Source organism: Plantibacter lichenum (assembly GCF_050587525.1).
Lineage (GTDB): Bacteria > Actinomycetota > Actinomycetes > Actinomycetales > Microbacteriaceae > Plantibacter.
This window is the reverse complement of record NZ_JBOBFT010000005.1, coordinates 210,335-222,707: the sequence shown is the minus strand read 5'-3', so window position 1 is coordinate 222,707 and position 12,373 is coordinate 210,335. Positions and strand designations below refer to the sequence as shown.

Here is a 12,373-nt window from a genome sequence, read left to right as displayed (position 1 = left end):
GATCACGCGGGGAGATGATCCGTCGTCCGGCGGCCGCCGGTCGGGTGAGGTGGCCGTGGATGACGACACGGGCACCGGCCGACCGTCCAGACGTCACGTCGGGCGCTGCATCGAGTGCTCGACGTGACGTGGTCGGGTGAGCGTGGTGGTTGGAGCGGCTGGGGTCCGGGAAGGGTCGGGGGTCACGAGGCGCCTCTCCGGTGGGGGCCGCCGTCGCACGGCCGAGTCCGGTGCTCGAGGTGGCGCAGCGCTATCGACAGGCAGATGAAGCCGACCGCGAGCGGCAGGCCGAAGATCGTCCAGGCGTTGCTGACGATGCTCAGCACCTCGAGTCCGACGTCGACGTCGACGATCGGCCGCAGCACGGTCAGGACCTGCCGGTCGAACAGTTGGTTCCCCGTGCCGACGACGGCGAGGATGATGCCCCAGACGAGGAGGCGGCGGGGGAGGACGCCGATGGTCGGCCTCCGCACGGGGTCATCTCCGATCCAGGGAGCGTCGTCGCGCCAGGGGGTGTCATCGAGCATCGTCATCCTCCATTGATCGGTTGGTCCGGGCGCTGTTCGGTTGGTTCGGGGCGCTGGGTGACCGTTCTGCGGCGACGAGGCGATCGGCGCACGCCTGCTTGATCTCCGGACCGAACGCGGAGAGGCGGGTGTCGAGGGTCGACGGGCCCGAGCCTGCTTCCGGGTTCGCGGCCGGGTCTGGTCCCGGAGTCGAATCCGAGTCGGCGACGAGGCGTCCGGCAATGCTGTCGACCAGCAGGGCGATGCCCGGGAGCGCCGCTTCTGCGTCATCGAGTGCCCCGCGCGACCCGGTCGGATCCGCAACCGACCGCCTGATGAGCTGACCCACGATCGTGGAGCACGCGCCGACACGTTCCTGCGCCGGAGCGAGCGGGTGCGGCCGGAGTCGGGGAGTCATCGTCGGCTCTGTGTTGACGCCGAGCCGCTCGGCGAGCGTGACCAGGCGCGCCGGCGCGCCGACGGCGAACTAGTTCGCCCCGACGATCACCTGGTTCGTGGGGGAGAAGGTCGGGAGCCACTCGGCGAGCACCTGGTCGACCGACGATGCCCGCTCGTACGCACGGAGGAGCAGGGCATCGTCCTCGGCGAAGAAGCAGTCGATCCCGCGCATCGCATCGAAGAAATCGAGGTCGTCGAGCAGGACCTCCGATCGGGCGCAGTCGAGCGCATCGTCGAGGCGGGCGACGTCGTCGAGATCGAGACGGGATGAAGGAGTGCTCCTGTCTGAGTCGTCGCCGCGCACGCCGGACGCGGCCGGTGGTTCGGGGCCCGTCCCGCCGCAGCCCGCGAGCGCGCTCGCCACGGGACCCATCACGATCGCCATGGCGAGTGCGGCGCGGAGGTGCAACGGCAACGGGAGGGCTGGCATCGGCTCACTGCCACCTGACCCCGGTCACGACGGCGTCCCACGTGAGCCCGCGCACCTTCGCGACCGTAGAGACCTTGCCGATCGTGACCTCCCCGCCGCCCTCCTTGCCGCACCCCAGCGGCACCCATTGCGGGGTCCAGGAGCCACCGATCAGCTTGTAGCCCCGACCGTGCACACACGAGCTGCCGCGGGTGCCGTCGACGTACCACTGGTACCCGTGCCAGGCGTCGTCGGTCGTTCCGACCAGCGAGCACCCGTCGACGGACTCGTGCCATTCGCCACCGAAGACCAGGCCCAAGCGGTACCAGTCGCATCCGTGCATGGCGGCGTCCTGAGCGATCGTCGTCGTGGGGCCGCCGATCCACGTGTTCCCCGCATCGCCCGTGTCGTCGAGGACGATCGCGGGGCCGGTGGGTGGTGCGACTGGGTCGATCTGGAACTCGGACAGGTCGATGGTCCACGGGGCCGAGGCGTCGGGCGCAGTGGCGTCGGGCGCAGCGGTGTCGGCCTGGAGTGTGGAGTCCGCGGCGAACGCGGTGTCGTCCGCGTACACGTTGCCGGTGAGGCCGGCGACCAGGCCGAGCGATGCAGCGCCGACAGCGAGATGGTGGATCCGCTTGCGCATGATGTCCCTCTTCTCTGTGCCCGCTGCGTGTGGTCCCGGTGTATCAGGGGCCGCCCGGACGATCTCCGGATGGCTCCGAGGGTACGCGGCTATGCCGTGAACATCAATGCTTCTGAACCACAGAATGCCAGAACTTCAGTCCGGCGCTCCTTCCTGAGTGCGCAGGTGCTCGAACGAACAACGGAGAACAGCCCCGCAGGAGGACCGATCCGGGAGGTGGTCCTGCTGCGAGGCTGTTCTCCTCGTTCGGTGTGCGTTACTACTCGCCGGCCGTCGCTGTCGGTGCCGCCGGTGTCGCCGTCGCCGTCCGAGCGGTCGCACGACGCCGGAGGAGGAACAGGCCGCCGAGCAGCAGGAGCGCGAGGCCCGCGACCCCGCCCGTCAGGGATGCGCCGGTGCTGACGAGGGCAGACGCGGGATCGGCGCTCGTCCCGGCGCCGTTGGCTGTGCCGTTGCTGTTGCCGCTGCCGTTGGAGGTGCCCGGAGTCCCGGGAGTACCCGGAGTCCCGGGCGTGCCCGGCGTCGTGCCGGGGTCGGTCGGCGACGTCGGGTCGGTCGGACCGGTCGGAGCGGTGGCGCGGGTGAACGTCAGCGAGACCGGGTTCGGATGCTTGTTCTTGTCGAGCGAGGCGCCCGTCGTGTACCACCAGCCGCGGATCTGCGGGTCGAGGTAGGTGAGGAAGGATGCCGGGTAGGAGCTCGCGGAGACCTCGCCGTCCTCATCGGTGAACGGCCTGCCCTCGAACTCGGGCTGCGCGGTGACCGAGACGTTTTCGCCGCTCACCTGGATCGCGCCGGCCGCGAAGGTCGCGACATCGACTCGCGTGAATCCGTTGCTCACATCGGTTTCGGAGACCTCCCACGCCACGTCGAAGCTGAGCGTTCCCGAGCCATCGGCCGCAGCCGTCAGGAGCGGATTGCCGAATGTCATCTTCACCTGCGGGGCCAGGACGGGGTAGGGGCGGAGTCGGAAGCCGTCGTTCCAGGTGAGCTGCGTCTCGCCCGTGGATGGAGACGACCAACCGGTGCCGCCCGTGAACGTGTAGCGGTCCTCATCGCCCTTCGTGACGGCGCCGTAGAGGTCTCCCGTCCATGCGCGGGCGTAGTCGGAGACCGACCAGGAGAGGGACTGCGCGGTCGTCGCGATCGCGTCGGCCGGCGCCGGGGCGAGCGTCGCTCCTGCGGGTCCTGGCCACACCTCGGACGTCGGCGGCTGCGGGTCAACCGTTCCCTGGCCGGGGGAGTACGGCAGCTCCGTGACGGCATCGGCGGATCCCGTGCGATCGATCACGCTCACGCGAGCGGTGTAGGGGTGGCTGATGAACACGCGATCGCCAGCGGCGTTCGCGGCGAGGCCCCAGATGTCGGCGTCTCCCGCACCGGTCCCGTTGGTCACGCCGAGCGCGGTGAAGTCGATGGTCTGCGCGACGGACCACGTCGCAGGGCTCACGACGCTGAGGGTGTTCGAGAATCCGTTGGACGCGTAGACCTCGTGCGTCGACGGGTTCACCGCGAGCTCGCGGGTCGTGTCGCCGAGGTCGATCGGCGCACCGCGGAAGCGCGCTGTCGTCGTGTCGATCGTGACGAGCTTCGTGTCCTCCCAGTCGTCGACGAACGAGGGGTCGACGCCGACGTAGAGATGACCGAGCTGCTCATCGATCGCGAGGGACTTCGGTCCGCCGCCGATCGGTTCGCCGTTCACCTGGAAGGTCGCGATCGGCGTCGAGACCGTGTTCATCCAGGTCTTCGTGACGGAACTGAACGCCGTGATGACGCCAGAGCGACCTTCGGAGATCCAGAGCAGGCGGTTCGCCGCGTCGTAGACCATGTCGGTGATGCGCGGGAAGCGCTGGGTACTGATCGCGACCTCCGCGCTCACTGTTCCGGCACGTGGATCGACCGTGATGATGCCGTCGTCCGACACGTAGAGATCGCCCGTGACCGTGTCGAGTTCCATGCCGCCCGGGAAGAGCGGGAGGCCGGGGACGACCTTCGTTACCGTGTTCGTGTCCGTGTCGATGACGGTGAGCGTTCCGGTCCGGTAGTGCAGCACGTAGAGCGCGTGGGCCGACGCGTCGACCACGAGGGTCTGCGGTTCCGCATCGGCGAGCTCGATGAACCGACCGGAGGGCTCGCCGGTCGTGCCGTCGAGCCAGGTGATTGCGCCGGGCGTGCCCGAACCGCGGTCGACGGGCACATACACGCGGTTGTCCGCGCGGTCGAAGGCGATGTCGCGTGCACCTTTCCCTGCCGAGACGGTGGAGGCGAGGCTGTGGTGGTCGGCTGCTGCCGCCGGTGCTGCTGCGGGGGCGGCGATGGCGGCGGGGGCGGACAGCAGGCCGGCACCGATCGCGACGGCTGCCGCGAGGGCGGCCGCCGCGGCTCTGGCCGACGTCCTGCTTCGTGTCGGAGACACGGTCATGGGTTCTCCTGATGGGGTCGTTCGGAAGCCGATGCAGCATGGGGCGCATCGTTTCGTGGCGCGCCGAAGAGCCGCGCGGGGCGGTCGGGTGCAGCCGGGTGACGGGTGGGCGGGATGTCGAGGAGCGCGCTGTCTGGCGCGCCCGTCGACGAGTTACAAAGGTTAGCCTACCCTAATTAACTGTATCGTCGCGGATGTGCGGAGACAGTGGGCGCCGAGGAGTGCCGTAGTCTCAGGCATGCGGAGCCGCCTTGGGCTCCCGAGGGGATCACTGCCATGGGCGACACATCCGACCATACGAACGCGCTCACCGAACACCGTGAGCATGAGCACTCCAACGAGTCACGCGAGAGCGCCTCACTGCGAGCCGCCGACACGCCACTCCTCCGACTCGGGGTCATGTCCACCTCCCGGAAGCCTGAAGAAAAGCGCCTCCCCATCCACCCCGGCCACCTCGAACGCATCGACGAGCACCTCCGCGAACGGATGATCCTCGAGCAGGGGTACGGCGAACGCTTCGGCTGGAGCGATGCGCAACTCGCACCGCTCGTCGGCGCGATCCTGCCCCGAGAAGAACTCATCGCGCTCGCCGATGTCGTCCTGCTGCCCAAACCGCAGCCGTCCGACCTCGCCGACCTCCGCGAAGGCCAGATCCTCTGGGGATGGCCGCACACGGTGCAGGACGGCGCGATCACGCAACTCGCGATCGACCGGAAGCTCACACTCATCGCCTTCGAAGCGATGAACCACTGGACGAGCGGCGGCGGCTTCGGGCTCCACGTCTTCCACAAGAACAACGAGCTCGCCGGGTACTGCTCCGTCCTCCACGCCCTGCAGCTCATGGGCACGAGCGGCGACTACGGTCGTCGGCTGAGCGCCGTCGTCATCGGCTTCGGAGCGACCGCGAGAGGCGCCGTCACAGCCCTCAACGCACATGGGGTCCACGATGTTCAGGTCCTCACGAACCGCGAGGTCGCGGCTGTCGGATCACCGATCCACTCGGTCCAGATCGTGCAGTTCGACCACGACGACACGGCGCCGTACCTCAGCAACGTGATCACCTACGAGGGTCGCGTCGCGCTCGCGCCGTTCCTCGCGAAGCACGACATCGTCGTCAACTGCACGCTGCAGGATCCCGATGCGCCCCTCACCTACCTGACCGAGGACGACCTCGGACCGTTCCGGCCGGGCAGCCTCATCGTCGACGTGTCGTGCGACGAGGGCATGGGATTCAGCTGGGCGAAGCCGACGTCGTTCAGCGACCCGACCTTCGACGTGGGGGACGGGATCACCTACTACGGGGTCGACCACAGCCCGTCGTACCTGTGGAACTCGGCGACGTGGGAGATCAGTGAAGCGCTCCTCCCGTTCATCGAGACGGTGCTCGGCGGACCGGAGGCGTGGGCGGACAACGAGACGATCACGCGGGCCATCGATGTCCGTGAGGGCGCCATCGTGAACCCCGGCGTCCTGTCGTTCCAGCACCGCGCCGCAGAGCCGCCCTACGAGATCCTCCCCGCCTGACCCTCTCTCCCGGCCCGCGAGGGTGGCACATGGCTCGTCGGACGGACCTCGGGCGAGCCAGATGTGACACCTCGCGGCCCGCGGGGGGGCTAGTGCTCGTGCGGCTCGCCGAACTTGAAGGCGAGTCGGCCGTGCGCGAATCCGCCGCCGGCCCGGATGGCGGTCGCGACCCAGGCGGCCTCCGCGAGTTCACCCTCGTTCGCACCGGCCACGACGGCCTTCTTGCTGTGGGCCTCGATGCAGTACACGCACTGCGTCGTGATGCCGACGGCGAGGGCGATGAGCTCACGGTACTTGAGCGGGATTTCACGACCCTCGGCTTGGAAGACGGCGGCGTCGAAGTCGCCGAACGCCTTCAGGATGTCCGGCGTCTGCTCCTTGTAGACCTTGGTGTACTGACGGTCGGACGGTTCGAAGTACTCGCTCATGTGGCTTTCCGGGTTGTGGCCCTTCGACAGGCTCAGGGACCGGGTGGGTGGTTCAGGGGCCGGATGGGTGGTTCAGGGGCCGGGTGGTGGTTCAGGGACCGGGTGGGTGGGTCACGGACCGGGGGCAGGGGCCGGTGGGCGGCGCCCCTCGACGGGCTCAGGGGCCGGTGGGTTGGACCGACGGTCAGTCGGCGATGCGCGAGTGCGCGTCGAGCCGGTGCCAGGTGCGGTTGTGGTAGACGAGCGGTGCCGGCTCCACCGCGGGAGCGCCGTCGAAGCTCGGCGCGAATGCGGGCGGCGTGACCTTCTGCGCCGGTCGTTCCTGGCCCTCAGGCAGGCTCGACTGGAGCGCGTGCACGGCGATGACGGTCGAGCTGCCGGCCTCCATGCGGTTCACGATGCGGCCACGGATCCACGTGCCGGCGCCGTGGAACACGGGCTCTCCCGTGACGAGGCGCGTCCAGATGCTCGTGTCGGCGAAACGGTCGATGCCGCTCGTGGCGCACAGCTGGGCGATGTGCAGCTGGTCGGCGCCGAGGAGATGCACGACGACCGTGTCCGAAGCCGTGATCGTGGGGGCGCTCGACGAGAGCGATGACACCGAGAAGACGAGGAGCGGCGGTTCCGCGCTCACCGAGAAGACGGACGTGGCGGTGAGGCCGACCGGGCCGGTGCCGTCGTCGGCCGTGATGACGGAGACGCCGGCCGGGTGCTGACGGAACGCGGCCTTGAACTCGTCCGCAGACAAGGAGTCGAACGCGTGACGGTCGCCGGCCTGGTCGATGCTCGACGGTGCTGCGTCTGCGTGCTGGTCGGCGGCTGCCGAACCCTGCTGGACTGTGCTCACGTGGTATTCCTTCTGCGCTGTCGGTGCGTTCCGGGGGAGCCGGTGACGGTGTGGCCGGGTGCTGCGTCGCCGCTTGCTGCGGGCCGGTGCATCTGCTGATGCGTGCAGCCGATCGTGCTGCTGCCGGTCCTACGTTTCGCCCTTCCGGCCCGTGCTGCAAGTTCGTTACCGCCTGTGACGCGGCTTCGGTCCGGTTCTCAGACCGATGGAGGCCCTCGGCGGTAGCTTGGTGAGGTCAGTCAGATCCCCGCTAGTCAGTAGGAGCACCCATGTCGATCCTCATCACCCCGGCCGAACTCCGTGCGGAGCTCGAAACCGAACGGCCGATCAGGATCCTCGACGTCCGGTGGCGGCTGGACCGCCCGGACGGGCGTCCCGCGTATCTCGAAGGGCACGTTCCCGGAGCGGTCTACGTCGACCTCGACACCGAACTCGCCGAGCACGGCGAGCCGGGAGACGGGCGTCACCCGTTGCCGTCGGTCGAGGTGCTGCAGGCCGCGGTGCGCCGTTGGGGCGTCGACGACGGTGACACGGTCGTCGTGTACGACGACCTCAAGAACCAGGCGTCAGCCCGCGCATGGTGGTTGCTCCGCTACGCCGGGCTCGCGGACGTGCGCCTGCTCGACGGCTCGCTGCGCGGCTGGACGAGCGCCGGATTCGAACTCGAGACGGGCGATGTCGTCCCAGAGCGGGGAACGGCGACGCTCGATTTCGGTCACCTGCCGCTCATCGGCATCGAGGAGGCGGCGACCTGGGCCGATGACGGCGTCCTCCTCGACGCGCGAGCGCCGGAGCGGTACCGCGGCGACGTCGAACCGATGGACCCGCGAGCCGGCCACATCCCGGGTGCGCTCAACGCGCCGTCCTCCGGCAACGTCGGGGCCGACGGCACGTTCCTCAGCCCGGAGGAGCTGCGCGAGCGCTTCGCCGCGGTCGGGGTGACCGACGGCGTGGCCGTCGCGACGTACTGCGGATCGGGTGTCACGGCGGCGAACAACGCCGTCGCGCTGACGCTCGCGGGCTTCGAGCCAGTGCTGTACGCGGGTTCCTGGAGCCAGTGGTCGAACCATTCGGAGCGCCCCGTCGCAACCGGCGCATGAGCATCGCCGTGTTCACAACTCAGGAGGCCTCCGGCGTGTCGAGCGCCCGGACCGGCGTGTCGGCGCCGACACGCCGCATCGCTCCTGAGTTGTGAACACGGACGGAAGACGAGGCGGGCGGGTCGATCAGCCGGCGAGCACCTTCTGGATGCGCTGCAGCGACACCGATTCGGCCGTGCCGAGCTGCTGGGCGAAGAGGCTGATGCGCAATTCCTCGAGCATCCAGCGCGCTTTCACGAGATGCTCCGGAGCATATGCCGCGAGTGGAATGGTTCCACCGGCGGCTTCGTAGCGGGCGATCGCCGTCTGCGCCTCCGTGAGCCACACGCGGTCACGGTTGGGGTTGTCCGGCAGCCGTTCGGCGCGGTACGTGATGCCGGCGAGGTAGCGCGGCAGGTGATCGAGTCTGGCGATCCCGGTCCGGGAGACGAAGCCGGTGAAGATGAGCCCGTCGAGCTGGGCGCGCATGTCGGTCAGCGCGCCGAGCAGGGTCATGCTCGTCGCGGCCTTCATCGCCTTCTCGGCTTCGCGTGCGGCGGTGAGCACGCGGGCGACGACGGCGACCGTCTGGAACATGCGATCCATGACGGATGCCGAGACGCGGTCGCGCAGCGTTTCGAACTGCAGTTTCGAGAACACGGCGCCGTCCGGCACGACGCGGAAGAGGACATCGTCGATGCACGCCGCCAGACAGTCCTCGAAGAGCGCGGCCGTCGAGCGGTACGGGCTCGTGGCGAGGGAGAGCTTCTCGGTTCCCTTGAGGTGCTGCTGCACGTACGCGGTGGGCGACGGGATCGCGAGGAGGAGCAGTCTGCGCACGCCGCCCGGCATCGCACGGGCCTGATCCGCCTCCGTGCTCATGATGCGGATCGAGACGCTCGCGCCGTCGTCGACGAGCGCCGGGTAGCCGCGGATGACGCCTTCCGGCTGACGGATGTCGACGAACCTCGGCAGATCGTCGAAGTCCCACCGGGTGAAGCCGGAGCGCTCCAGGGCGTTCGGGACGCGCTCGGCCGCCTTCGCGACGCTCGCTCTGGTTCGTTGCTTGAGCTGCTGCTGCAGGGCGACGAGGTCCTTGCCGGTCGCGAGCGTGCGCCCGCGCTCGTCGACGACCCGGAAGGTCACCTTGAGGTGCTCCGGAACCCGCTCGAACTCGAAGTCGGCGGCGGAGATGTCCATGTAGGACAGGCGTTTGATGGCGTTCGCGAGGCGGGTCGCGAACGAGTCCTCCGTCGCGGGCTGTGCGGCGGACACCGTCGGCACGTTCGCGGGGAGTTCGGCGATGAGCTTCGCGGCCCAGTTCGCGGCGGGCACGATGTTACGGCGCAGCGCTTTCGGCAGCGCTTTGATCATGGCCGTGATGAGGTCGAGGCGGAGGCCTGGCACCTGCCAGTCGAAGCCGGCCGGGGAGATGCGGTCGAGGAGTGCGAGTGGGACGGTCGCGGTCACGCCGTCGTCGGCCGAGCCCGGTTCGAAGCGGTAGCTGAGCTTCAGGCGCTGGTCCGCCTGCACCCATTCGGCGGGGAAGAGGGACTCGTCGACGTCGGGAGCATCCTCGGGAAGGAGGTCCTCCTGACGCATCGTGAGCAGTTCGGCGTTCTCGGCTCTGGCCTTCCGCCACCAGCTCTCGAAGCCGCGCGTCGTGCTGACGTCGGCGGGGATGCGGCGGTCGTAGAACTCGAACACGGCTTCGTCGTCGAAGAGGATGTCGCGGCGGCGGGTGCGCTCCTCGAGCTCGCTCAGTTCCTTGCGGAGGCGGCGATTGGCGCGGTCGAAGGCGAACGCCTTGTCGCGGCCGATGTCGTGCGTCCACTCGCCTTCGACGAGCCCGTGGCGGATGAAGAGTTCGCGGGCGTGCTCGGCGTTGACGCGCGCGTACTGGACGCGGCGCCGGGGGATGATCGGCACGCCGTACAGCGTGACCTTCTCGTACGCGATCGCGGAGCCCTGCTTCTTCTCCCAGTGCGGTTCGCCGTAGGAGCGTTTGCAGAGGTCGCCCGCGATCGGTTCGGCCCAGGCGGGGTCGATGACGGCGTTCGTGCGCGCGAACAGGCGGCTCGTCTCCACGAGTTCCGCTGACATCAGTGCGTTCGGTTGCTTCTTCGCGAGTGCTGAGCCCGGGAAGATCACGAAGCGCGTCTGCCTGGCGCCGATGTAGTCGCCCTTCTTGCCGGCGGGCGTCGTCGGGCGCCCCTTCACCGGCTGCGGGATCGTCTGGTCCTTCAATCCGATGTGGGACAGGAGCCCGGCGAGCATCGACTTGTGGATGCCGTCCGGGTCGATCTTGGGGTCGTCGATCGAGAGGCCGAGCGGTTTCGCGAGCTGGCGGAGCTGCCGGTACACGTCGTGCCACTCGCGGACGCGGAGGTAGTTGAGGAACTCCGCCTTGCAGAGTCGACGGAACGCACTCGACGACAGCTCGTCCTGCTTCTCCTCGAGGTAGTTCCAGAGGTTCAGGAGCCCGAGGAAATCGCTTGTGGGATCGACGAAGCGCTTGTGCAGCTCGTCGGCCTTCTGCCGGTGTTCGAGCGGACGTTCGCGCGGGTCCTGGATGGTGAGGGCGGCGACGATCGCGAGCACCTCACGGGAGACGCCGTTCCGCTTCGATTCGACGACCATGCGTGCGAATCGCGGGTCGATGGGAAGGCGTGCGAGATCGCGGCCGACGCGCGTGAGGCGCGGACCGGCATCGCGGGGCGCCCCGTCGGCGAGTTTCCGCACCTCGATGGCGCCGAGCTCCGACAGCAGGTCGACGCCGTCCTTGATGCCGCGCGCGTCCGGCGGTTGCAGGAAGGGGAACGCGCCGATGTCGCCGAGGCCGAGCGAGATCATCTGCAGGATCACGGCGGCGAGGTTCGTGCGGAGGATCTCCGGTTCGGTGAACTCGGGGCGCTTCTGGAAGTCCTCCTCCGAGTAGAGGCGGATCGCGATGCCGTCGCTCGTGCGGCCGGATCGGCCGGAGCGCTGGTTGGCGGAGGCCTGGGAGATCGCTTCGATGGGGAGGCGCTGCACTTTGGAGCGGACGCTGTACCGGGAGATGCGCGCGGTTCCGGCGTCGATGACGTACTTGATGCCCGGAACCGTGAGCGAGGTCTCGGCGACGTTCGTGGCGAGGACGATGCGGCGGCGGAGCCCCGCGACGGTCGACGGTTGGAACACGCGATGCTGGTCCGCGGACGACAGACGACCGTAGAGGGGGAGGACTTCGGTCCCGGGCAGGTTGCGGCCCCGGATCGCCTCTGCAGCGTCGCGGATCTCGGTCTCGCCGGAGAGGAAGACGAGCACGTCGCCCATCGATTCTCGGGCGAGTTCGTCGAGGGCGCTGTTGATGCCCTCGAGGTAGTCGCGGTCGACGCTCTTGGCGCTCGCTTCGGCAGGGTCGCCGCTCGACTGGTCGTCGTCGGCTTCCGGCTCTTCGGCGACGAGCGGCCGGTAGCGGATCTCGACGGGATAGGTACGGCCGGAGACCTCGACGATCGGCGCGCCCTCGAAGTGCTTCGAGAAGCTCTCGGGGTCGATCGTCGCCGAGGTGATGATGACCTTGAGATCCGGTCGCTTCGGCAGGAGCTGCTTGAGGTAGCCGAGGAGGAAGTCGATGTTGAGGCTGCGCTCGTGCGCCTCGTCGATGATGATCGTGTCGTACTTGCGCAGCATCCGATCACGGTGGATCTCGTTGAGCAGGATGCCGTCGGTCATCAGCTTGATCTTGGTGGCTGCGGACGCCTGGTCCGTGAACCGCACCTGGTAGCCGACGACGCCGCCGAGTTCCTGGCCGAGCTCTTCGGAGATGCGCTCGGCGATCGTGCGCGCGGCGAGACGCCGTGGCTGCGTGTGACCGATCGATTCTCGGCCGAGTTCGAGGCAGATCTTCGGCAGCTGCGTCGTCTTTCCGGAGCCTGTGGACCCCGCGACGATGATGACCTGGTTCTCGCTGATGGCGCGCGCGATGTCGTCCCGCATTCGGCTGACGGGCAGCTCGGGCGGGTAGGAGATCGTGAAGTCAGACATCAGCCCTCCATCGTACGACGCCGG

General features: G+C 68.8%; 10 protein-coding genes. 2 read left to right on the top strand and 8 right to left on the bottom strand.

Annotated features, from left to right (window positions below):
* Nucleotides 1-182 precede the first annotated feature (182 nt).
* From ACQ3HB_RS09185 to ACQ3HB_RS09165, 5 genes are all read right to left on the bottom strand, one after another.
* Nucleotides 183-527, bottom strand: a complete 345-nt coding sequence (locus ACQ3HB_RS09185; protein WP_430919681.1) for a hypothetical protein — start codon at nucleotides 525-527, stop codon at nucleotides 183-185.
* A complete protein-coding gene (locus ACQ3HB_RS09180; protein WP_430919680.1) occupies nucleotides 517-924 on the bottom strand; it encodes a hypothetical protein in 408 nt (135 codons plus the stop codon). The genes ACQ3HB_RS09185 and ACQ3HB_RS09180 overlap by 11 nt, the downstream gene beginning before the upstream one ends.
* 69 nt (nucleotides 925-993) lie before the next feature.
* Nucleotides 994-1,395 carry a hypothetical protein gene (locus ACQ3HB_RS09175; RefSeq protein WP_430919678.1) on the bottom strand — a complete coding sequence of 134 codons (402 nt, stop codon included), beginning with the start codon at nucleotides 1,393-1,395 and terminating at the stop codon, nucleotides 994-996.
* Nucleotides 1,396-1,399: 4 nt separating this feature from the next.
* Nucleotides 1,400-2,020 carry a hypothetical protein gene (locus tag ACQ3HB_RS09170; protein WP_430919676.1) on the bottom strand — a complete coding sequence of 207 codons (621 nt, stop codon included), beginning with the start codon at nucleotides 2,018-2,020 and terminating at the stop codon, nucleotides 1,400-1,402.
* A 259-nt stretch (nucleotides 2,021-2,279) separates the two neighbouring features.
* On the bottom strand, nucleotides 2,280-4,442 hold the full coding sequence (locus ACQ3HB_RS09165; RefSeq protein ID WP_430919675.1) for an HtaA domain-containing protein: 2,163 nt from the start codon (nucleotides 4,440-4,442) through the stop codon (nucleotides 2,280-2,282).
* Nucleotides 4,443-4,841: 399 nt separating this feature from the next.
* On the opposite strand from ACQ3HB_RS09165, the gene ACQ3HB_RS09160 reads away from it, so the two are divergent.
* Nucleotides 4,842-5,966, top strand: coding sequence for a N(5)-(carboxyethyl)ornithine synthase (locus ACQ3HB_RS09160; protein WP_430919775.1), 1,125 nt, complete (start codon nucleotides 4,842-4,844; stop codon nucleotides 5,964-5,966).
* Between the two features lie 89 nt (nucleotides 5,967-6,055).
* Here ACQ3HB_RS09160 and ACQ3HB_RS09155 read toward each other — a convergent pair whose 3' ends face one another.
* On the bottom strand, nucleotides 6,056-6,394 hold the full coding sequence (locus tag ACQ3HB_RS09155; RefSeq protein ID WP_430919673.1) for a carboxymuconolactone decarboxylase family protein: 339 nt from the start codon (nucleotides 6,392-6,394) through the stop codon (nucleotides 6,056-6,058).
* A 184-nt stretch (nucleotides 6,395-6,578) separates the two neighbouring features.
* Nucleotides 6,579-7,178, bottom strand: coding sequence for a flavin reductase family protein (locus tag ACQ3HB_RS09150; RefSeq protein WP_430919774.1), 600 nt, complete (start codon nucleotides 7,176-7,178; stop codon nucleotides 6,579-6,581).
* A 332-nt stretch (nucleotides 7,179-7,510) separates the two neighbouring features.
* On the opposite strand from ACQ3HB_RS09150, the gene ACQ3HB_RS09145 reads away from it, so the two are divergent.
* Nucleotides 7,511-8,341 (top strand): sulfurtransferase, encoded by an 831-nt coding sequence (locus ACQ3HB_RS09145; RefSeq protein ID WP_430919671.1) that lies wholly within the window; start codon nucleotides 7,511-7,513, stop codon nucleotides 8,339-8,341.
* 126 nt (nucleotides 8,342-8,467) lie between these two features.
* Here the strand turns inward: ACQ3HB_RS09145 and hrpA are convergent, their stop codons facing one another.
* A complete protein-coding gene (gene hrpA, locus ACQ3HB_RS09140) occupies nucleotides 8,468-12,349 on the bottom strand; it encodes an ATP-dependent RNA helicase HrpA (RefSeq protein ID WP_430919669.1) in 3,882 nt (1,293 codons plus the stop codon).
* Nucleotides 12,350-12,373 lie beyond the last annotated feature (24 nt).

What these genes read in the sequence shown, in the direction of transcription:
- ACQ3HB_RS09185 (WP_430919681.1), bottom strand. Translation starts at nt 527, where the DNA reads ATGCTCGATGACACCCCCTGGCGCGACGACGCTCCCTGGATCGGAGAT.
- ACQ3HB_RS09180 (WP_430919680.1), bottom strand. Translation starts at nt 924, where the DNA reads ATGACTCCCCGACTCCGGCCGCACCCGCTCGCTCCGGCGCAGGAACGT.
- ACQ3HB_RS09175 (WP_430919678.1), bottom strand. Translation starts at nt 1,395, where the DNA reads ATGCCAGCCCTCCCGTTGCCGTTGCACCTCCGCGCCGCACTCGCCATG.
- ACQ3HB_RS09170 (WP_430919676.1), bottom strand. Translation starts at nt 2,020, where the DNA reads ATGCGCAAGCGGATCCACCATCTCGCTGTCGGCGCTGCATCGCTCGGC.
- ACQ3HB_RS09165 (WP_430919675.1), bottom strand. Translation starts at nt 4,442, where the DNA reads ATGACCGTGTCTCCGACACGAAGCAGGACGTCGGCCAGAGCCGCGGCG.
- ACQ3HB_RS09160 (WP_430919775.1), top strand. Translation starts at nt 4,842, where the DNA reads ATGTCCACCTCCCGGAAGCCTGAAGAAAAGCGCCTCCCCATCCACCCC.
- ACQ3HB_RS09155 (WP_430919673.1), bottom strand. Translation starts at nt 6,394, where the DNA reads ATGAGCGAGTACTTCGAACCGTCCGACCGTCAGTACACCAAGGTCTAC.
- ACQ3HB_RS09145 (WP_430919671.1), top strand. Translation starts at nt 7,511, where the DNA reads ATGTCGATCCTCATCACCCCGGCCGAACTCCGTGCGGAGCTCGAAACC.
- hrpA (WP_430919669.1), bottom strand. Translation starts at nt 12,349, where the DNA reads ATGTCTGACTTCACGATCTCCTACCCGCCCGAGCTGCCCGTCAGCCGA.